Genomic DNA, 19,744 nt, shown 5'->3' with positions numbered 1-19,744 from the left:
ACTTAGCTGGACCGTCGTAGGCGGCTCAGCCAGATACCATGATGTGGCCGTTGGCGCCATGCAACTGAAGATATGGTATGCATGGTGCTCAGATGTCCCAGTATCCGCTGCAAATGTTGCTCCATCGTACTTAGCGGCCCGTTTGGAAGCCCTTCAAGCGGGTCCAGAATATTCGCGTCATTGGTTTCTCCTGGCTCATCATATTGAAGACGCTGCTGGCATCGTTGCAGAGCAATTTCACATGACTGCAAATAACGCTGGGCAAGGCCTGGCGTCAACATATTGTGCTCGCGAGCCAAAGTCGTCATTGCGTTAATATGTTCGACAATAAATTGGCTGTGTGTCACCCACAGTTTCATATCCGCCAGATAATGCGAATTAAAACCAGGCTCTTGCATTGCTTGATTCAGGGAGTTAAACAGAGCGTTATGTGCCTGGTTGACCTTCATGCGTTCATAAGCCAGCGGCGTTGGTTCGGGGTCATTACTTAGAATCAGGCGAATGGCACTTTGATCCCTTTCCAGCGCATCGTGCGCGTTCTGGCGCAACAAGCCACTCTGCCATTGTGGCCACAGCCACACCATACCGCCAAAGGCTATCAAACAGCCTAGCAAGGTATCTATCAGGCGAGGGACGATGTACTGCTCGGCACTTAATGTTATCAATTGCAGGGTATAAACGGCTGTCACCGTAAAGCCTATCGTCGCCCAGCCGTAGCTTTTGCGAATAAACAAATAGCTCACCAGCGTAATGACCAACATCGCGCCCAGGGCAATGCTTTGCGGGAAGTGGAAGTGCAGCGCAATACCTGCGATGGCAAGGCCTGCGATGGTGCCAGCCGAACGGTGGAGAATTCGAACACGTGTGGCCCCGTAGCCGTTTTGCGTCACGAACATTACCGTCATTAAAATCCAGTAGGGCTTGGGCAGATGTAAAAATGCACCTAACAGACTGGCTATCGTGAGCATCACACCCAATCTTGCTGCGTTGCGAAGCGCCGCTGACTTCAATGATAAATAGCTTTTTAATGCCGCCCACAGCGGCAAACGGCGCTGCCGGTCTTCCATTAAATCACGGACATAGAGTGGGCGTTGAGTGCGTAGCACGCGAGCGACACGGCTGAAGTGGTAATGACAAAATTGCCCTACCGGGTTATCTGGATTCTGTCGGGCGATTTTCTCAAGGGCATCGATCTGTTTTTCCATCGTAAAACGCTGTGGATAACGATGATAAAGAATATCGTCAGCCAGTACACGTAGCCGCGCCGCGATTGTCTGGGCATTCCAGCGAATAACCGCTTCTGCATGGCTTTTCTCGACGAGTTTTTGCACTTCCGCAGGCTGGTGAAGGCTTACCGAGATGTGTTCCTGTAAATCTAAAGCCACCTGAAAAGCACGCAGCAAGCGCTTGTAGCCGTTATGCTGATTCGCCGCCAGCATATGAAGCTGTTGGTAGCATTGAGTAATGAGATCTACTGCTTTTTGCTGACGAGCCAGTAGCGGAGGCAGCGCTTTTTCCGGATCGGTATGTTGAGTCAGCATGCCGTATTTTGCTTCACAGTAATCTGCTAACTGCCGATAGAGCAGGCTCAATGATTCGCGTAATGGCTGCTCGCGCCACATCCAGAACCAAAACCAGTTAAATACGCCGTACCAAATCGTACCGGAGACATAAAGTAGCATCGGCTTCCAGATTGGCATATTCCCGGCCATGCTGAGCGTAAAAATAGCGGCAATCAGTGAAGCGGGAAGTAGACGCGCGTGAAGTGAGCTGATTTCTGCCGTGACACCCAGTAAAAGTGCCATCACAACAAGAATGATAGGCAGTGGCACACTGGTATACAAAAGTAGCAACTGCATGATCAAGCTACTGATGGCAAAAAGGCTGCCGCCAATAATCAAACGTTTGAAGAAGCGCTTATGGGGAGTGTCAAGGCCCGCAATATTGCAGCAGGCAGGAACTAACGAGAAAAGCAGGCCAGACTGGAGATCGCCAACGAGTAAACCTACCGCCACAGGGAGGCACAGCACCAGCGTTTGTCGCAGTGCGTAATTCACCTCGGGATGGTAGATAACTCTTCGCCACATAAACCCTTCTTACTTAAAGCTGCAGCGGCGTTAGCTGCATTCATTCACCCGAATCACTTACTTGAGTAAGCTCATCGGGATGAACTCACTTGCTGCCTAAACGGGTTTCAGATTTGGTTTTTTTGAGACAAAAATGGCGTGTTATTGAAGTAACACGCCATTTTTTTAGACGGAGATTAACGAGTGCCGTATACGACGATCGTTTTACCGTGAGCGGAGATCAGATTTTGATCTTCCAGCATTTTCAAGATGCGACCAACAGTTTCGCGAGAGCAACCCACGATCTGACCGATTTCCTGACGGGTAATTTTAATCTGCATACCGTCCGGGTGGGTCATTGCATCAGGTTGTTTAGCAAGGTTCAGCAGTGTCTGCGCGATACGACCGGTAACGTCCAGGAATGCCAGGTTGCCTACTTTCTCAGAAGTGACTTGCAGACGGCGTGCCATCTGCGAAGAAAGGCGCATCAGAATGTCTGGGTTGACCTGGATCAGCTGGCGGAATTTTTTATATGAAATTTCAGCCACTTCACAGGCACTTTTAGCACGAACCCAGGCACTACGCTCCTGACCTTCTTCGAACAGCCCTAACTCACCAATGAAATCGCCCTGATTTAGATAGGAGAGGATCATTTCCTTGCCCTCTTCATCTTTAATCAGAACAGCCACAGAGCCCTTGACGATGTAATACAGCGTCTCTGCCTTCTCACCTTGGTGAATGAGTGTGCTCTTCGATGGATACTTATGAATGTGGCAATGGGACAAGAACCATTCGAGAGTCGGGTCTGTTTGCGGTTTGCCAAGCACCATGCGCGGTTATCCTCTGTTTTATAACTGGCTACCAACGACAGGACGCTAAACATCCTGTCTGGCGTTGCAAGTAATTAGAATATTCCCCACCTTGGGGAGATGGCATGCAAGTCATTCTTGCTGCCTGTAATTAGTGATGTCCTCTGCATACATGCATTACGTCAATGTATCGATGTAGCATCTGGATTGTTTTAGCATAGCTTTTGACAAGTGTCTCCTGTTGTATCGTTTCAGCTTGACGCATGTCGCCTTCCGTTGCCAGATTTGCTGAATCTGCGTACTCTGAACGGTAATTTATCTACAGGAGTAAGTAGCATGCAGGCACGAGTGAAATGGGTTGAAGGGTTTACCTTCCTGGGTGAATCCGCTTCAGGGCACCAGATTCTTATGGATGGCAATTCTGGTGATAAAGCACCAAGCCCAATGGAAATGGTGCTGATGTCCGTTGGCGGTTGCAGTGCAATTGACGTAGTTTCTATTTTGCAAAAAGGCCGCTACACCGTGACCGACTGTGAAGTGAAACTGACCTCTGAGCGCCGTGAAGAGGCTCCGCGTTTGTTTACACATATCAATCTGCATTTCATCGTGACAGGCAAAGAGTTAAAAGATGCTGCAGTTTCCCGCGCAGTAGATCTCTCTGCTGAGAAGTACTGCTCTGTTGCACTGATGCTTGAAAAAGCTGTCAATGTTACTCATAGCTATGAAGTGATTGAAGGCTAATTTATCCGTTATCCTTCGAGCAGCAGGGGGTTGTGAGTGCCGCCCACCAGCAAATCGAATGCTAACGGGCATAAGTCATGACAAGGGCGGTGATCAATCGCCCTGATTAATATTTCGCCCTTCCGCCAACCGTTTCACTAACGGTGTCATAATCAATTCCATCGCCAGCCCCATCTTGCCGCCCGGCACCACCAATGTATTGATATGCGAAATAAATGAGCCTTGTAGCATGGCGAGTAAATACGGGAAATCGATGTCATCCAGCCCGCGAAAATGAATCACCACAAAACTTTCATCCAGTGACGGGATGCCGCGAGCCGCAAATGGGTTCGACGTATCAACAGTTGGGACGCGCTGGAAGTTGATGTGGGTGCGAGAGAATTGCGGCGTGATGTAATTGATATAGTCATCCATAGAACGAACCACAGAATCCATTACCGCTTCACGGGAATGCCCGCGCTCGCTGGTATCTCGCACCAGTTTTTGTATCCACTCCAGGTTCACAATCGGTACCACACCAACCAGTAAATCCACGGCTTTGGCTACATCATGCTGTGGCGTGACCACACCGCCGTGCAAACCTTCATAAAACAAAACATCAGTGGGTTCTGGTAGTGGCTGCCATGGCGTAAAGGTTCCGGGGATTTGGTTCCAGGGTACTGCTTCATCGTAAGTATGTAGATACTTGCGTGACTTACCTTGCCCGGTTTTCCCGTACTCAATGAAAGTTTGCTCAAGTAAACCAAAGTCATTGGCTTCCGGGCCGAAATAGCTGATATGGCGCCCAAGGTCGCGTGCTTTACGAATAGCCATATCCATTTCAGGACGAGTGAAACGATGGAAACTGTCACCTTCAACTTCCGCTGCACGTAAATTGAGTTGCTGGAAGATTTTACGGAAAGCAAGGCTGGTGGTTGTCGTTCCCGCGCCGCTGGAACCTGTAACGGCAATAACCGGATGTTTGGCTGACATAAGGCAACAACTCCATGGGTGATAGCAAGTGTGTGTAAGTAAGGGCTGGCCCTCACTCTCAGGGAGATAGCTGGGTGAGGGTGGTTTTATTATGCAGTATAGAAGTTAAACGCTTAGCCGCGAAACTGCCCACGAGCCATAATATTTACCGTTTCATGGAGTTCCGACCATACCAGTACAGCCTCACCACTTTGCAGTTGGCGCTTAACGTCGGCCACTTTCTGCTCCAGTGAACGCTCTTGTTCACCATAATCTGTGCCTTCGCGTAATACAAAGGATTCAATCAGATTATCAAGCGTTTCGGGAGGCAGATCTTGCCAGGGAATCATCATATTACTGGTCCAAAAATTTAGACAGCCACTGGGGGATTCGTTGCTCAAGCCACATTTCAGGGCGGCGCAGCGTACCGCCAACAAATCCAACGTGCCCGCCGTAGCGTGTCAGTTGATATTCAATATTGGCAGGTAAGATAGCTTTATCAGGGATCACATGGTGATCCATAAATGGGTCATCTTTTGCGTGGATGATGAGCGTCGGTGTTTTGATTTGTGGCAGCAGCGGCATAGCGCTGCACTGGCGGTAGTAATCGATAGCGTCAGCAAAGCCGTGAATCTTTGAGGTAATCAAATCGTCAAATTCGCGCAGACGACGCATTCCTTTTAGCTGACGCATATCTACCGGGAGTGTGCCCGGATAACTTCTTAACTTACGCGCGGCATTTTTCTTCAGCAGATTCAAAAGATAGTGCTGATAAACACGGGAGAAGCCTTTTTCGATATGCTTGCTGCAATGCTCCAGCATCAGGGGGGCTGAAACCACTACACCGGCCTGAAGCGTACAATCGGCACCCTGTTTTGCCATCAGGCAGGCGAGCATATTACCGCCGAGTGAAAACCCGACCGCCGCTGTTGGTACTTTGCCATAACGCTCGGATAGCCAGTTTAAAAAGAAGCTGCCATCTTCTGTTTCACCCGAATGGTAGATACGCTTCATGCGATTAGGAACACCGCTGCAACCACGGAAATGCATTACCACGCCTAACCAGCCTTGCTTGCTGGCGGCCTCAATTAAACCGTGAGCGTATGGGCTGTGCAGGCTACCTTCTAGTCCATGAAAAACGACTAACCGTGGTTTATGCATTGCCAGGCGCGGGTCCTCGCTCCAGGCAAGATCAACAAAATCCCCATCCGGCATGTCCAGACGCTGCCAGTGAGGTTTGAAATTGAGGCGACGGCGAATCAAACGCGGAAGCATGGTTTGCAGGTGTGGATTACTCACACCTTTTAAAGGACGAAACTGTTCATCGTCTTCGTGATTAAAATTCAATGCTGCGGGACTTGTCGTGGCCATATCACACTGTTAGTTTCATTTAGTTTGCTAATCAACTTTACCGGGTGTGGAACACCCATTTCATGGAAACGCTTTTTTTCTCAATGCTAGGCTTTCTCTGGGTTGCTGCTATCACACCAGGCCCAAACAACATGCTACTCACTTCATCCGGCGCGAATTACGGATTCCTGCGCACCATACCATTGATGATAGGTATCATGCTTGGTATGCAGTGCATTTTATTATTGGTGGCTTTTGGTGTGGGTAGCTTAATTCTATTGTACCCCGCTTTACACCTCATTCTGAAAGTTGCCGGTAGTGCTTACCTTTTGTGGTTGGCCTGGAAAATTGGTACGGCGGCCTACGAACGTCTGGAAACAGATGCCCCACCTCCTGAGCCAATTCCATTCTGGCAGGGTGGTTTGCTGCAAGTCATTAATCCAAAAGCTTGGTTGATGGCGTTAGGTGCTGTCGCAAGTTTCAGTCTGGCGGGTTCTCAGTACCTGCATTCTGTGGTGTTAATCAGTATCGGTATTGCACTGGTGAACATTGTTGCGGGGATCATCTGGATTGCGTTTGGTAGCTTGATAGGCACGCTGCTGCGTAGTCGCCGTGCCTGGACTGTGTTTAACGTCTTTATGGGATTGCTGACTGCGGCGTGTGTGTTGCTGATTTGGCACTAAGAATGTAGTCAATGTTCAAACGCGTAACTGGCCCACAAGTGGGCCAGTTTGTTTTTGATTAAAAGCGATAGTGGATTCCGGCAGAAATGATGTAATTTTCGTTTTTAATTCCTGCAGCATCACCGTCTGTGTACTTTGTTTTGCCTGTAGCGCGGTTGATCATTTCACTCCCGCCCTTACCTTCTGAGTAATAGTTATAAGCAAACTCAGTGGAGACTTTTGCATTAGGCGTAATATAATATCCGACTTCGATTGCGGCCGCATAATAATGAGAGCTGGTTGTTTTTTCACGGAATGTGGTATCTCGGGAATAGTGCTCATCATTATCTTTCGCAGTTACCCAATCGCTGAATTTCAATAATGTATTAACCTCAATACCTTGATATAGGTATTGACCTGCAAGGCCGATATAGGGTAGCGAAAATTTTTGTTGGTAACCAATAGTGCGCTTACCATCTGTGAAAGAGCCAATATCAGTCCCATTGTCGTAATTATAGTTACCACCATATGCACTCCAGCTAAATCGAGTTTGTTGATAACCTGCCACTGCTGCTACTTTATAATTGTCAGCTTTTAATAACCAACCCCTGATACTGAGATCAAATTCATTAGCGTAATTGAGACGGGTATTGGAATGATGTGACCAGTCGCTCCAGCCAGATTTGTTATCGTCAAGCCAGTCATAGTCGTCCATCGTGTTGCCGCGTGAGGCTAGAGAGGTCCAGCCTCTGGCATTAAGTGTGAGCCTTTGCCAGGCATCCCAGTTTACTTCCCCTTTAAGAACAGGAGTGTTTTTTATTTTCCAATCGAGTTGGCTTATTTTTTCACCGCTTTTGTTATCATATACTCGCTCTGTAGATTTCCCGCCCAGAATACCTAACGATGTTCCTACAGATAAACTTTCTGATTTTAGTGAGGGTGTTAAGTCGTCAAGGTTATTTGCATATGCAAGATGGTTAAATGCAGAAAGCATAATAATAGATGTAATTAGTCGTCTCATTATATTCATTCCATTGAGGTGAGTTTTTATATGTTATGACCATTCTTGTTAAGAAGGCTGTAAAATATAGCGCGCGCGATAACGAATAAATTTGTTATCTTTTGCCGTTGTACTCTATTCGTTGACGAATACACAATGTGACAAATCTATCGTTGCGATAAGATTCAAATATGCGATGAAATAGGAGATTACCCGGGATGTTATCTTATAGAAACCTCCCGGGATAAGTGATACTTTTCGTGAGTTAATTTATTCGCTTTGCATCATCTGTTCTAACTGCTCATGAGCATCCAGCCATTCCATTTCGCACTCTTCCAACGCCGACTTCACTTTTACCTGAGTTTGTAGGCATTCAGTCATTTCTGCCTTGCGACTTTGGTCGTAAATGGCACTGTCAGCCAGCTTTTCTTCGACGGCTGCAAGCTGCACGTTCAGTTTTTCCATCTGCTTTTCAAGCTGCGTGATTTGCTTACGCAACGGTTGCGTTTGGGTGCGTAATTCCGCCTCGCGGCGTTTTTGGTCTTTACGCGCTTGCGCACTGTTTGCGTTATCTTTTACTGAATCAAGCGGTTGGTTTTCCTGCTTTTGCAGATCTACAAGCCACTGCTGATAATCTTCCAGATCGCCGTCAAAGGCTTCAACTTTCCCGTCGTGGACCAGATAGAGATCGTCGGTAGTGGAACGCAACAGGTGACGGTCGTGCGAAACCACAACCAGTGCGCCTTCGAAATCAATTAATGCTTCGGTCAGTGCCTGACGCATATCGAGATCGAGGTGGTTGGTCGGTTCATCGAGCAGCAGTAGGTTAGGGCGCTGCCAGACAACCAAGGCAAGGACCAGGCGCGCTTTTTCGCCGCCAGAGAAGCGAGCTGTTTGTTCGGTGACTTTATCGCCCCGGAAACCGAAACCGCCGAGGTAATCTCGCAGTTGCTGTTCAAGTTCTTTCGGTGCGATACGAGCCAGGTGCTGCAACGGGGATTCGTCGGCGCGTAAATATTCCAGCTGATGCTGCGCGAAGTAACCGAGCTTAACTCCTTTTGCCAGGCCGATATCGCCCTGCAAAGGTTTGATCTCCTCCGCCAGCAGTTTAATCAGCGTTGATTTACCGGCGCCGTTGCGACCAAGCAGACCGATGCGAGAGCCAGGAACCAGATTCAGTTTGATCGAGTCAAGGATCACGCGCTCGCCATAACCCGCGCTGACTTTTTCCATACGCAAAAGTGGGTTCGGCAAACTTTCAGGCGCGCGGAAACTGAAATGGAACGGGTTATCGACATGAGCCGGAGCAATTAACTCCATGCGTTCAAGCATCTTCACGCGGCTTTGCGCTTGCTTTGCTTTACTGGCTTTGGCTTTGAAACGATCGATAAAGCTTTGCAGATGCGCGACACGCTCCTGCTGGCTTTCAAACATCGACTGTTGTTGAGCAAGGCGCGTGGCGCGCTGGCCTTCAAACGATGAATAGTTGCCGGTGTATTCAAACATCGACTCTTGTTCGATGTGAATAATTTTTCCAACTACCGGGTCTAAGAAGTCACGGTCGTGGGAAATCAGAATCAGTGTGCCTTGATAGCTTTTCAGCCAGCGTTCCAGCCAGATAACGGCGTCTAAGTCCAGGTGGTTAGTTGGTTCATCGAGCAGAAGTAAATCTGAGCGGCAGATCAGTGCTTGCGCCAGGTTCAGGCGCATACGCCAGCCACCGGAAAAATCACTGACCGGGCGTTCGAGTTGCTCATTGCTGAAGCCTAAACCGTGCAGCAGGCTCGATGCGCGAGAGCGAATCGTCCAGGCATCAACCGCATCCAGCTTGCCGTGCACCAGCGCAATGGCATGGCCATCATTGCGCTCATTGGCTTTTGCTAGTTCCGCTTCAAGCTGGCGGAATTCACGGTCACCATCAATAACATATTCAATAGCTGGCATTGCCAGTGCAGGCGTTTCCTGGTTTACCCAAGCCAGCGCCCAGTTACCTGGATAGGTCATACTTCCGCCATCGGCGCTGATCTCGTTCTTCAGCAGCGCCAGCAGCGTGGATTTACCGCAGCCGTTTTTACCTACCAGACCCACTTTCTGGCCTGGATTGATGGTAGCGGTGGCGTTATCCAGCAGAACGCGGGTACCGCGACGAATTTGTAACGAGGAGAAAACAATCATAAAGCGCCGTATGTTCAGAGTATGTTAAATTGTCATTATATTAAGGTAACGTGATGCCATTGGCACCGCGTCGGGCTGCATGGTAGCCCAAAAAAATCACTATGACGACGCCCTGGAGGGTAATGATGTCGCAGCCGCCGAAAGTTTTGCTGCTATATGCCCATCCGGAGTCACAAGACTCGGTCGCAAACCGCGTCTTACTCCAGCCGGCGCAGCAGCTTGCCAATGTCACTGTGCATGACCTTTATGCGCACTATCCTGACTTTTTTATTGATATCTATCGCGAGCAGGCATTACTGCAAGAGCATGATGTTATCGTCTTTCAACACCCTCTCTATACCTATAGCTGCCCAGCGTTACTCAAAGAGTGGCTGGATCGCGTTCTAAGTCGTGGTTTTGCCAGTGGTGTCGGAGGTACTGCTCTGGCGGGAAAGTACTGGCGTAGTGTCATAACCACCGGCGAGCCGGAAGGTGCTTATCGGCACGATGGGTTTAACCGTTTTCCGTTGACCGATATTTTGCGCCCTTTTGAACTCACTGCTGCCATGTGCCGTATGCACTGGATGAACCCGATGATTGTTTATTGGGCGCGTCGGCAATCTCCTCAGGAACTGGCCAGCCATGCGAAAGCTTATGGCGAGTGGTTGGCTTCACCGACATTACCGGGAGGCCGCTGATGGAAGGTTCTGACGTATTACTGGCAGGAGTGCTGTTTTTATTTGCTGCGGTTGTCGCTGTGCCTATTGCCGCCCGTTTGGGCATTGGCGCGGTGTTGGGATATCTGCTTGCAGGTATAGCCATCGGGCCGTGGGGGTTAGGTTTTATCAGTGATGTGGATGAAATTCTTCATTTCTCTGAGCTGGGTGTGGTGTTCCTGATGTTTATCATCGGGCTGGAACTGAACCCATCGAAGTTGTGGCAGTTACGGCGTTCGATATTTGGCGTGGGTGCCGCACAGGTGTTGCTCAGCGCAGTGGTGCTTGCTGGGTTGTTGATGCTGACGAAGTTCTCCTGGCAGGCGGCGGTGGTCGGCGGTATTGGCCTTGCGATGTCCTCCACCGCAATGGCGCTACAGTTGATGCGCGACAAAGGCATGAATCGCAATGAATCCGGGCAGCTCGGTTTTTCCGTGCTGCTGTTCCAGGATTTGGCGGTAATCCCGGCGATTGCGCTGGTGCCGTTGTTGGCCGGTAATGACGGCGGCCATACCGACTGGATAAAGATCGGTTTCAAAGTGCTGGCCTTTGCGGGGATGTTGGTTGGCGGGCGTTATCTGCTAAAACCTGTGTTCCGCTTTATTGCGGGTTCCGGTGTGCGCGAAGTCTTTACTGCGGCGGCATTGCTGTTGGTGTTGGGGTCGGCGTTATTTATGGATGCGCTGGGCTTCTCAATGGCGCTTGGGACATTCATCGCGGGCGTCTTATTAGCTGAAAGTGAATATCGTCACGAATTGGAAATCGCGATTGATCCTTTTAAAGGATTATTGCTCGGCTTGTTCTTTATCTCCGTTGGCATGGCATTAAACCTCGGGGTGCTTTACACACATATCTTCTGGGTTGTTTTAGGTGTCGTGGTGCTGGTAGCAGTTAAAGGCGGTGTGTTGTATGGCCTGTCGTGGTTTTTCGGTTTGCGCAGCTCCGAGCGTCTACAGTTTTCAGGCGTGCTAAGCCAGGGCGGGGAGTTCGCATTCGTACTTTTCTCTACGGCTTCATCTCAAAAGCTGTTCAGCGGTGACCAAATGCCGCTCTTACTGGTGACTGTCACACTTTCAATGATGACTACACCGCTATTGATGAAAGGCGTTGATGCCATTCTTGCGCGGCGATTTAATGTTGCTGATGACGAAAACGATGAAAAGCCTTATGTGGAAGACGATCAGCCACAAGTCATTATTGTGGGCTTTGGACGTTTCGGGCAGGTGATTGGCCGCTTACTGATGGCGAACAAAATGCGCATTACAGTTCTTGAGAGAGACATTAGCTCTGTCAGTCTGATGCGTAAATATGGCTACAAGGTCTATTACGGCGATGCTACCGAACTTGAGTTGCTGCGTTCAGCAGGTGCCGAGACGGCAAAATCTATTGTGATTACCTGTAATGAGCCGGAAGACACAATGAAAGTGGTTCATTTGTGTCAACAACACTTTCCACATCTGGCGATACTGGCGCGAGCAAGAGGGCGTGTAGAAGCGCATGAATTGTTGCAAGCTGGAGTGACGCAGTTCTCACGTGAAACCTTCTCCAGTGCGTTGGAATTAGGGCGCAAGGCGCTAATGACATTGGGGATGCATCCTCATCAGGCGCATCGTGCACAACTTCATTTCCGCCGTCTGGATATGAGTATGCTGCGTGAGTTAATGCCGATTCATACCGATAACGCTCAAATTTCCAGAGTGCGTGAAGCGCGTCGTGAGCTAGAAGAGATTTTCGAACGCGAGATGCAGCAAGAGCGTCGGCAGTTCGATGGTTGGGATGAGTTTGAATAAAATAAGGTGAAGCGAATGCCGGTGCGTAAACGTTTTATTGCCGGGGCCGTCTGCCCCGAATGCCAGGCGCGGGATTCCCTCGCGATGTGGCGTGAGAATAATGTCGATATTGTAGAGTGTGTTAAGTGCGGCCATCAAATGCGTGAAGCGGATAAGCAAGTTCGTGAGCATGTTCGCGAACAAGAGCAAGTCATTGGGATTTTTCATCCAGACTAGCGAGATGCCCCAGCTTTTTTTAAGCTTAAGGGTACACCGGCGCTAAATTCCGCTACAATCGGCGCCAGTTTTTTTTCTCACGCTCGCTCAGGAGATATCATGAAAGTAGCAAAAGACCTGGTGGTCAGCCTGGCTTACCAGGTACGTACAGAAGACGGTGTGTTGGTTGATGAGTCTCCGGTGAGTGCGCCGCTGGACTATCTGCATGGTCACGGCTCCCTGATTTCAGGTCTGGAAACTGCGCTGGAAGGTCACGTTGTTGGTGATCGTTTCGACGTGAATGTTGGCGCAAATGACGCTTACGGCCAGTATGACGAAAACCTGGTGCAACGCGTTCCTAAAGACGTGTTCATGGGCGTTGATGAACTGGAAGTTGGTATGCGCTTTATGGCGGACACCGACCAGGGCCCAGTGCCAGTTGAAATTACTGCAGTTGAAGATGAGCACGTTGTTGTTGATGGCAACCACATGCTGGCAGGCCAAAACCTGAGCTTCAACGTAGAAGTTATCGCGATTCGCGAAGCAACTGCTGAAGAACTGGCTCATGGCCACGTTCACGGCGAGCACGATCATCATCACGATCACGACCATGAAGGTGGTTGCTGTGGTGGTCACGGTCACGGCGACGACCATGAACATGGTAAAGGCGGCTGTGGCGGTAACGGCGGTTGCGGTTGCCACTAATCTGCGAAAGATAAAAAAAGGCGTGTCACTGACACGCCTTTTCTTTTGGTAACTAGTAATGCGGAGGTGGAGTCTCTTCGGCTTCTGATGCCACCATCGAAGGCTGGCTGGCTTTTAGTTTTTCAACCAGCAAGCGGAAATGCTCGCGCAGTTTGACCATCTCCAATTCATGAGCCGTTACCGTCTGATTTAACTCTTCTATAGTAATCTCCTGGAAAGCGAGACGACTCTCAAGTTCTTCTAGCCGCTGTTCGGTCGATTTCTGTTGCATGGCTAATACTCCTGGCCTGCGGATGGACAATTTCGGGCGATTCTACTGAAAAATCCTGCACGTTACAGCGCTGTTTTACTCATGACGAAACTTCTTTATACAAAAAGAGTCTGAATTTGTCTCGATATGGCGCGGAGAGATTGTGTAGATTTCTTCCACGACGTTATAGTACATCTCTTAGTTGATAATAACCTTGGGGTTAGAGGCCCCGGCCCTGGAGAAATGGATGAAATCACTGTTTAAAGTAACGCTACTGGCGACCACGATGGCCGTTGCCCTGAGCGCTCCGGCGTTCGCTGCTCCTGCTACTCCGGCAGCCGCTAAAGATACTGCGGCCCCAGCTGCAAGCAACGCGGCATTCAAAAATGACGACCAGAAATCTGCGTATGCATTGGGTGCTTCGCTGGGCCGTTATATGGAAAACTCTCTGAAAGAACAAGAAAAGCTGGGTATTACTCTGGATAAAAACCAGCTTATCGCCGGTGTTCAGGATGCATTTGCTGATAAGAGCAAATTATCCGATCAGGAAATTGAGCAGACTCTGCAAGCTTTCGAAGCTCGCGTGAAGTCTTCTGCTCAAGCTAAAATGGAAAAAGACGCTAAAGAAAATGCGGATAAAGGCAAAGCCTTCCGTGATACTTTCGCAAAAGAGAAAGGTGTTAAAACCTCCCCAACTGGCCTGATGTATAAAATCGACAAAGCCGGTACAGGTGAAGCACCAACTGACAGCGATACTGTTGTTGTTAACTACAAAGGCACGCTTATCGACGGTAAAGAGTTTGATAACTCTTACACCCGTGGCGAGCCACTCTCTTTCCGTCTTGATGGCGTAATCCCAGGTTGGACTGAAGGCCTGAAAAACCTGAAGAAAGGCGGGAAAATCAAACTGGTTATTCCACCAGAACTGGCTTATGGCAAAACTGGCGTTCCGGGAATTCCGGCTAACTCCACACTGGTATTCGACGTTGAGCTGCTGGATATCAAACCAGCGCCTAAAGCAGACGCGAAACCTGAAGCCGCTCCAGAAGCTGATGCAGCTAAGAGCAAATAAGGCATTATTAACCGCCGTCCTCAGGGGCGGCGGTTTTTTATTTGAGGCAGGATATAATAAAAGCTGGAAAGCGCCTCTTACGCTGTATTACCTTAGCAGGCTGCGCAACAACGAGTATGAGTCTGCCCTGACACCATTTAAGCGCGACAGGCTCTCTGTAGAGGGTGGTATCTTTAAATGTCCAATTCGCTTTTAACCAATGAAACCAGTGAGCTTGATTTACTGGACCAGCGTCCTTTCGAACAAACCGACTTTGAAATATTAAAATCCTACGAAGCGGTGGTGGACGGGTTAGCGATGCTGATTGGTTCTCACTGTGAAATCGTGTTGCACTCGCTGCAAGATCTGAAGTGTTCCGCTATTCGCATCGCAAATGGTGAACACACTGGGCGCAAAATTGGCTCGCCAATTACCGATCTTGCCTTACGTATGCTGCATGATATGACTGGTGCGGATAGTAGCGTTTCCAAATGCTATTTCACCCGTGCAAAAAGCGGTGTCCTGATGAAATCAGAGACTATTGCCATTCGTAATCGTGATGAACGTGTTATCGGCCTGTTGTGTATCAACATCAACCTTGATGTTCCCTTCTCGCAAATTATGTCGACGTTCATTCCGCCAGAAACGCCTGAAGTGGCTTCATCGGTGAACTTTGCGTCCTCAGTTGAAGATCTGGTTATGCAGGCACTGGAATTCACGATTGAAGAGGTGAATGCCGATCGCAATGTATCCAACAATGCCAAGAATCGGCAGATTGTGCTGAACCTCTATGAGAAAGGCATTTTTGATATCAAAGATGCGATTAATCAGGTTGCGGATCGTTTGAATATTTCTAAGCACACGGTTTATCTCTACATCCGTCAATTCAAAAACGGTGATTTCCAGGGGCAGGATAAGTAATGCGTTTTGCCATCCTGGTGACCGGCCCGGCTTATGGTACGCAGCAGGCGAGTAGTGCATTGCAATTTTCTCAGGCCGTTATTGCTCAAGGGCACACATTAGAAAGCGTGTTCTTTTACCGTGAAGGTGTTTATAACGCAAACCTTCTTACATCCCCGGCAAATGATGAATTTGATATTGTTCGTGCATGGCAGCAACTCAATGAACAGCATGGTGTTGAATTGCATATCTGTGTTGCAGCAGCGCTGCGTCGAGGCGTTACTGATGCAGAGCAAGCTAATCAGCTCGGTTTACCTTGCTATAATATGCAACCTGGCTTCACCCTTAGTGGGTTAGGTGCACTGGCTCAGGCTTCGTTAAGCTGTGATCGGACGGTACAATTCTGATGAAGCGCGTAGCATTCGTATTTAAATCCGCGCCTCATGGAAGCGCCAGCGGGCGCGAAGGACTGGATGCCTTACTTGCCACGTCAGCACTAACCGAAAACATCGGCGTGTTTTTCATTGGTGATGGGGTTATGCAACTGATACCAGATCAGCAACCAGGCCTTATCCTCTCCAGAGATTACATCGCGACCTTCCGCGTGCTGCCATTGTACGATATCGAGCAGTGTTATCTCTGCGCGGCCTCCATCCGTGAACGAGGGTTGTCGCCAGACAGAACCTGGGTTCTCGATGCTAAACCGCTCGAGCCTGATGCATTGTGTGAAATGCTGCACCAATTTGATGTGGTGCTAACCTTCTGAGGCGAAATGCTGCATATTTTACAACACTCACCTTTTCATACCGATTTTGAATCGCTGCTGCGCTGTGTGAAACACGGCGATGAACTTTTATTACGGCAAGATGCGGTCATTGCAGCCCTTTCAGGGACCAAAGCCCTTGATTTACTGCTCGCCGCCCCCATTTCTATCTATGCTCTGCAGGAAGATATCGAGGCCCGCGGCTTAACTGCTCAAATTTCAACCGGTGTAGGCAAGGTCAGCTATACTGACTTCGTTGCATTGACGGTTAAACACGAACAACATATTTCCTGGTAAAATCCAGGATTGTTGTATATTTCTTGACACCTTTTCGGCTCAGCCCTAAAATTCTGCGTCCTCATATTATATGAGGCCGTTTTATTACGTGTTTACGAAGCAAAAGCTAAAACCAGGAGCTATTTAATGGCAACAGTTAACCAGCTGGTACGCAAACCACGCGCTCGCAAAGTTGCAAAAAGCAACGTGCCTGCGCTGGAAGCCTGCCCGCAGAAACGTGGCGTATGTACTCGTGTATATACTACCACTCCTAAGAAACCAAACTCCGCACTGCGTAAAGTATGCCGTGTGCGTTTGACTAACGGTTTTGAAGTTACCTCCTACATCGGCGGTGAAGGTCACAACCTGCAGGAGCACTCCGTGATCCTGATCCGTGGTGGTCGTGTAAAAGACTTGCCAGGTGTTCGTTACCACACCGTTCGTGGTGCACTTGACTGCTCCGGCGTTAAAGACCGTAAGCAATCTCGTTCCAAGTATGGCGTGAAGCGTCCTAAGGCTTAATGGTTTCCGTTAAGTAAGGCCAAACGTTTTAAATAAATGTCAAACTCAATAGAGTTTTGGACAACCCTGAATTAACAACGGAGTATTCCCATGCCACGTCGTCGCGTCATTGGTCAACGTAAAATTCTTCCAGATCCTAAGTTCGGATCAGAGTTGCTGGCCAAATTTGTAAACATTCTGATGGTAGATGGTAAGAAATCTACTGCAGAAACTATCGTCTATACCGCGCTGGAGACCCTGGCTCAGCGTTCTGGTAAAAACGAACTGGAAGCTTTCGAAGTCGCTCTGGACAACGTTCGTCCGACTGTAGAAGTTAAGTCCCGCCGCGTTGGTGGTTCTACTTATCAGGTTCCAGTAGAAGTACGTCCGGTTCGTCGTAATGCTCTGGCAATGCGTTGGATCGTAGAAGCTGCTCGTAAACGCGGTGATAAATCCATGGCTCTTCGCCTGGCGAACGAACTTTCTGATGCTGCAGAGAACAAAGGTACTGCAGTTAAGAAACGTGAAGACGTTCACCGTATGGCTGAAGCCAACAAGGCGTTCGCTCACTACCGTTGGTAATCCCTTCGGAGTGTTAGTCACCAAGCGGGCGCTTCATGTGAGCTGCCCGCTTTGGGTTACTTAAATGAACGTCCCAGGATATAGAGGAATCAAATGGCTCGTACAACACCCATTGCACGCTACCGCAACATCGGTATCAGTGCACACATCGACGCCGGTAAAACCACTACTACCGAACGTATTCTGTTTTACACCGGTGTAAACCATAAAATCGGTGAAGTTCATGATGGCGCTGCTACCATGGACTGGATGGAACAGGAGCAGGAACGTGGTATCACCATTACTTCTGCTGCAACTACTGCGTTCTGGTCAGGTATGGCTAAGCAGTATGAACCGCATCGCGTAAACATCATCGACACCCCTGGGCACGTTGACTTCACCATCGAAGTAGAACGTTCCATGCGTGTTCTTGACGGTGCGGTAATGGTTTACTGCGCAGTTGGTGGTGTTCAGCCACAGTCTGAGACCGTATGGCGTCAGGCTAACAAATACAAAGTGCCACGCATTGCGTTCGTTAACAAAATGGACCGCATGGGTGCTAACTTCCTGAAAGTTGTAGGCCAGATTAAATCCCGCTTGGGCGCGAACGCAGTTCCGCTTCAGTTGGCGATTGGCGCTGAAGAAGGTTTCACCGGTGTTGTTGACCTGGTGAAAATGAAAGCAATCAACTGGAACGATGCCGATCAGGGTGTGACCTTCGAATACGAAGAAATCCCTGCTGATATGGCTGAACTGGCTGCTGAATGGCGCCAGAACTTGGTTGAGTCTGCAGCAGAAGCTTCTGAAGAGCTGATGGACAAATACTTGGGTGGCGAAGAGCTGACCGAGGAAGAAATCAAAACTGCGCTGCGTGAACGTGTACTGCGTAACGAGATCATTCTTGTTACCTGCGGTTCTGCGTTCAAGAACAAAGGCGTACAGGCAATGCTGGATGCGGTAATTGATTACCTGCCAGCACCAACAGACGTACCTGCAATCAACGGTATGCTGGACGACGGTAAAGACACTCCATCTGAGCGTCATGCAAGTGATGAAGAGCCGTTTGCTGCTCTGGCATTCAAAATTGCAACCGACCCGTTCGTTGGTAACCTGACGTTCTTCCGCGTTTACTCTGGCGTGGTTAACTCCGGTGATACCGTTTATAACCCAGTGAAATCCGCTCGTGAGCGTTTTGGCCGTATCGTTCAGATGCACGCTAACAAACGTGAAGAGATCAAAGAAGTTCGCGCGGGCGACATTGCAGCGGCAATCGGTCTGAAAGACGTGACCACAGGTGACACCATCTGTGATCCGGACAACGTGATCATTCTGGAGCGTATGGAATTCCCTGAACCGGTAATCTCCATCGCTGTAGAACCAAAAACCAAAGCTGACCAGGAAAAAATGGGTCTGGCTCTGGGCCGTCTGGCTAAAGAAGACCCATCATTCCGCGTATGGACTGATGAAGAATCTAACCAGACCATCATCGCTGGTATGGGTGAACTGCACCTTGACATCATCGTTGACCGCATGAAACGTGAATTCAACGTTGAAGCTAACGTTGGTAAACCTCAGGTTGCTTACCGTGAAGCGATTCGCGCGAAAGTTACCGATATTGAAGGTAAACACGCTAAGCAGTCTGGTGGTCGTGGTCAGTACGGTCATGTTGTTATCGACATGTACCCACTGGAGCCGGGCTCGAATCCGAAAGGTTACGAGTTCATCAACGACATCAAAGGTGGTGTAATTCCTGGTGAATACATCCCTGCTGTTGATAAAGGCATCCAGGAGCAGCTGAAGTCTGGTCCTCTGGCGGGTTACCCAGTAGTAGATCTCGGCGTGCGTCTGCACTTCGGTTCTTACCACGACGTTGACTCCTCTGAACTGGCGTTTAAACTGGCCGCTTCTATTGCCTTCAAAGATGGCTTTAAGAAAGCGAAACCAGTTCTGCTTGAGCCTATCATGAAGGTTGAAGTTGAAACTCCGGAAGAGAACACTGGTGACGTTATCGGTGACCTTAGCCGTCGTCGTGGTCAGCTGAAAGGTCAAGAATCTAACGCTACTGGCGTTCAGATTCACGCTGAAGTTCCGTTGTCTGAAATGTTCGGTTACGCAACTCAACTGCGTTCACTGACCAAAGGTCGTGCATCTTACTCCATGGAATTCCTGAAGTATGATGACGCGCCAAACAACGTTGCTCAGGCCGTAATCGAAGCTCGCGGTAAATAAGCCCCGGGTTTTAAAAAACATTGATCCCGCGCTCTCTCCTTGAGGGGAGAGCGCAACAGTAAGGAATATAGCCG

22 protein-coding genes are annotated in these 19,744 nt (G+C 49.1%); 14 read left to right on the top strand and 8 right to left on the bottom strand.

All coding sequences use genetic code 11. The annotated features are described in order from the left end of the window. Positions 1-2: 2 nt before the first annotated feature. Together M979_RS15820 and crp are read right to left on the bottom strand one after the other, a co-directional pair. Positions 3-2,087 carry a YccS/YhfK family putative transporter gene (locus M979_RS15820; RefSeq protein WP_064555526.1) on the bottom strand — a complete coding sequence of 695 codons (2,085 nt, stop codon included), beginning with the start codon at positions 2,085-2,087 and terminating at the stop codon, positions 3-5. Between the two features lie 176 nt (positions 2,088-2,263). Further along, entirely contained in the window at positions 2,264-2,896 is a 633-nt protein-coding gene (gene crp, locus M979_RS15815; RefSeq protein ID WP_003852956.1) for a cAMP-activated global transcriptional regulator CRP, read from the bottom strand. A gap of 315 nt (positions 2,897-3,211) precedes the next feature. On the opposite strand from crp, the gene M979_RS15810 reads away from it, so the two are divergent. Beyond that, the gene (locus M979_RS15810; RefSeq protein WP_034460229.1) at positions 3,212-3,616 is read left to right on the top strand and encodes an OsmC family protein; all 405 of its coding nucleotides are present in this window, start codon (positions 3,212-3,214) and stop codon (positions 3,614-3,616) included. A gap of 93 nt (positions 3,617-3,709) precedes the next feature. Here the strand turns inward: M979_RS15810 and M979_RS15805 are convergent, their stop codons facing one another. The 3 genes from M979_RS15805 to M979_RS15795 form a co-directional block, all read right to left on the bottom strand. Beyond that, entirely contained in the window at positions 3,710-4,588 is an 879-nt protein-coding gene (locus M979_RS15805; protein WP_064555524.1) for a phosphoribulokinase, read from the bottom strand. A 113-nt stretch (positions 4,589-4,701) separates the two neighbouring features. Continuing rightward, positions 4,702-4,920: a YheU family protein gene (locus tag M979_RS15800; protein WP_034460225.1), complete on the bottom strand. Its 219-nt coding sequence runs from the start codon at positions 4,918-4,920 to the stop codon at positions 4,702-4,704. A gap of 1 nt (position 4,921) precedes the next feature. Next, positions 4,922-5,938: a hydrolase gene (locus tag M979_RS15795; protein ID WP_034460222.1), complete on the bottom strand. Its 1,017-nt coding sequence runs from the start codon at positions 5,936-5,938 to the stop codon at positions 4,922-4,924. Positions 5,939-6,000: 62 nt separating this feature from the next. Here M979_RS15795 and M979_RS15790 point away from each other — a divergent pair, with 62 nt between their 5' ends. Then, the gene (locus M979_RS15790; protein ID WP_034460220.1) at positions 6,001-6,600 is read left to right on the top strand and encodes a LysE family translocator; all 600 of its coding nucleotides are present in this window, start codon (positions 6,001-6,003) and stop codon (positions 6,598-6,600) included. Positions 6,601-6,658: 58 nt separating this feature from the next. Here M979_RS15790 and M979_RS15785 read toward each other — a convergent pair whose 3' ends face one another. Further along, positions 6,659-7,600 carry an omptin family outer membrane protease gene (locus M979_RS15785; protein WP_064555522.1) on the bottom strand — a complete coding sequence of 314 codons (942 nt, stop codon included), beginning with the start codon at positions 7,598-7,600 and terminating at the stop codon, positions 6,659-6,661. A gap of 249 nt (positions 7,601-7,849) precedes the next feature. Next, complete coding sequence (locus M979_RS15780) at positions 7,850-9,754, bottom strand: ABC transporter ATP-binding protein (RefSeq protein ID WP_064555520.1); 1,905 nt, start codon at positions 9,752-9,754, stop codon at positions 7,850-7,852. 125 nt (positions 9,755-9,879) lie between these two features. Here M979_RS15780 and kefG point away from each other — a divergent pair, with 125 nt between their 5' ends. The 4 genes from kefG (at position 9,880) to slyD (ending at position 13,139) form a co-directional block, all read left to right on the top strand. Next, positions 9,880-10,431, top strand: coding sequence for a glutathione-regulated potassium-efflux system ancillary protein KefG (kefG, locus tag M979_RS15775; RefSeq protein ID WP_064514274.1), 552 nt, complete (start codon positions 9,880-9,882; stop codon positions 10,429-10,431). Next, complete coding sequence (gene kefB, locus M979_RS15770) at positions 10,431-12,239, top strand: glutathione-regulated potassium-efflux system protein KefB (protein ID WP_064555519.1); 1,809 nt, start codon at positions 10,431-10,433, stop codon at positions 12,237-12,239. Before kefG ends, kefB begins: the two co-directional genes overlap by 1 nt. Positions 12,240-12,254: 15 nt before the next feature. Continuing rightward, a complete protein-coding gene (locus tag M979_RS15765) occupies positions 12,255-12,455 on the top strand; it encodes a YheV family putative zinc ribbon protein (protein WP_034460208.1) in 201 nt (66 codons plus the stop codon). A gap of 99 nt (positions 12,456-12,554) precedes the next feature. Beyond that, positions 12,555-13,139, top strand: a complete 585-nt coding sequence (slyD, locus tag M979_RS15760) for a peptidylprolyl isomerase (RefSeq protein ID WP_034460207.1) — start codon at positions 12,555-12,557, stop codon at positions 13,137-13,139. A 52-nt stretch (positions 13,140-13,191) separates the two neighbouring features. Here the strand turns inward: slyD and M979_RS15755 are convergent, their stop codons facing one another. Next, positions 13,192-13,410 (bottom strand): protein SlyX, encoded by a 219-nt coding sequence (locus M979_RS15755; RefSeq protein WP_034460204.1) that lies wholly within the window; start codon positions 13,408-13,410, stop codon positions 13,192-13,194. 226 nt (positions 13,411-13,636) lie between these two features. Between M979_RS15755 and fkpA the strand changes: the two genes are divergently transcribed. The 8 genes from fkpA (at position 13,637) to fusA (ending at position 19,670) form a co-directional block, all read left to right on the top strand. Next, entirely contained in the window at positions 13,637-14,461 is an 825-nt protein-coding gene (fkpA, locus tag M979_RS15750; protein WP_064555517.1) for an FKBP-type peptidyl-prolyl cis-trans isomerase, read from the top strand. A 177-nt stretch (positions 14,462-14,638) separates the two neighbouring features. Beyond that, positions 14,639-15,361, top strand: coding sequence for a helix-turn-helix transcriptional regulator (locus M979_RS15745; protein WP_034460202.1), 723 nt, complete (start codon positions 14,639-14,641; stop codon positions 15,359-15,361). Next, positions 15,361-15,747, top strand: coding sequence for a sulfurtransferase complex subunit TusD (gene tusD / locus M979_RS15740; protein WP_064555515.1), 387 nt, complete (start codon positions 15,361-15,363; stop codon positions 15,745-15,747). The genes M979_RS15745 and tusD overlap by 1 nt, the downstream gene beginning before the upstream one ends. Next, positions 15,747-16,106, top strand: coding sequence for a sulfurtransferase complex subunit TusC (gene tusC / locus M979_RS15735; protein WP_064555513.1), 360 nt, complete (start codon positions 15,747-15,749; stop codon positions 16,104-16,106). Before tusD ends, tusC begins: the two co-directional genes overlap by 1 nt. Before the next feature lie 6 nt (positions 16,107-16,112). Then, positions 16,113-16,400 carry a sulfurtransferase complex subunit TusB gene (gene tusB / locus M979_RS15730; RefSeq protein WP_064555511.1) on the top strand — a complete coding sequence of 96 codons (288 nt, stop codon included), beginning with the start codon at positions 16,113-16,115 and terminating at the stop codon, positions 16,398-16,400. A 126-nt stretch (positions 16,401-16,526) separates the two neighbouring features. Next, positions 16,527-16,901 (top strand): 30S ribosomal protein S12, encoded by a 375-nt coding sequence (rpsL, locus tag M979_RS15725; RefSeq protein WP_003023654.1) that lies wholly within the window; start codon positions 16,527-16,529, stop codon positions 16,899-16,901. Positions 16,902-16,991: 90 nt separating this feature from the next. Next, positions 16,992-17,462, top strand: a complete 471-nt coding sequence (gene rpsG / locus M979_RS15720) for a 30S ribosomal protein S7 (RefSeq protein WP_034460190.1) — start codon at positions 16,992-16,994, stop codon at positions 17,460-17,462. 93 nt (positions 17,463-17,555) lie between these two features. Continuing rightward, positions 17,556-19,670 (top strand): elongation factor G, encoded by a 2,115-nt coding sequence (fusA, locus tag M979_RS15715; protein WP_034460188.1) that lies wholly within the window; start codon positions 17,556-17,558, stop codon positions 19,668-19,670. Positions 19,671-19,744 lie beyond the last annotated feature (74 nt).

Origin of the sequence: Buttiauxella noackiae ATCC 51607 (genome assembly GCF_001654865.1) — a bacterium.
In the GTDB taxonomy this organism is placed as follows: domain Bacteria; phylum Pseudomonadota; class Gammaproteobacteria; order Enterobacterales; family Enterobacteriaceae; genus Buttiauxella; species Buttiauxella noackiae.
The sequence above is the reverse complement of the archived record's forward strand: the minus strand, read 5'-3'. Positions and strand labels throughout refer to the sequence as shown.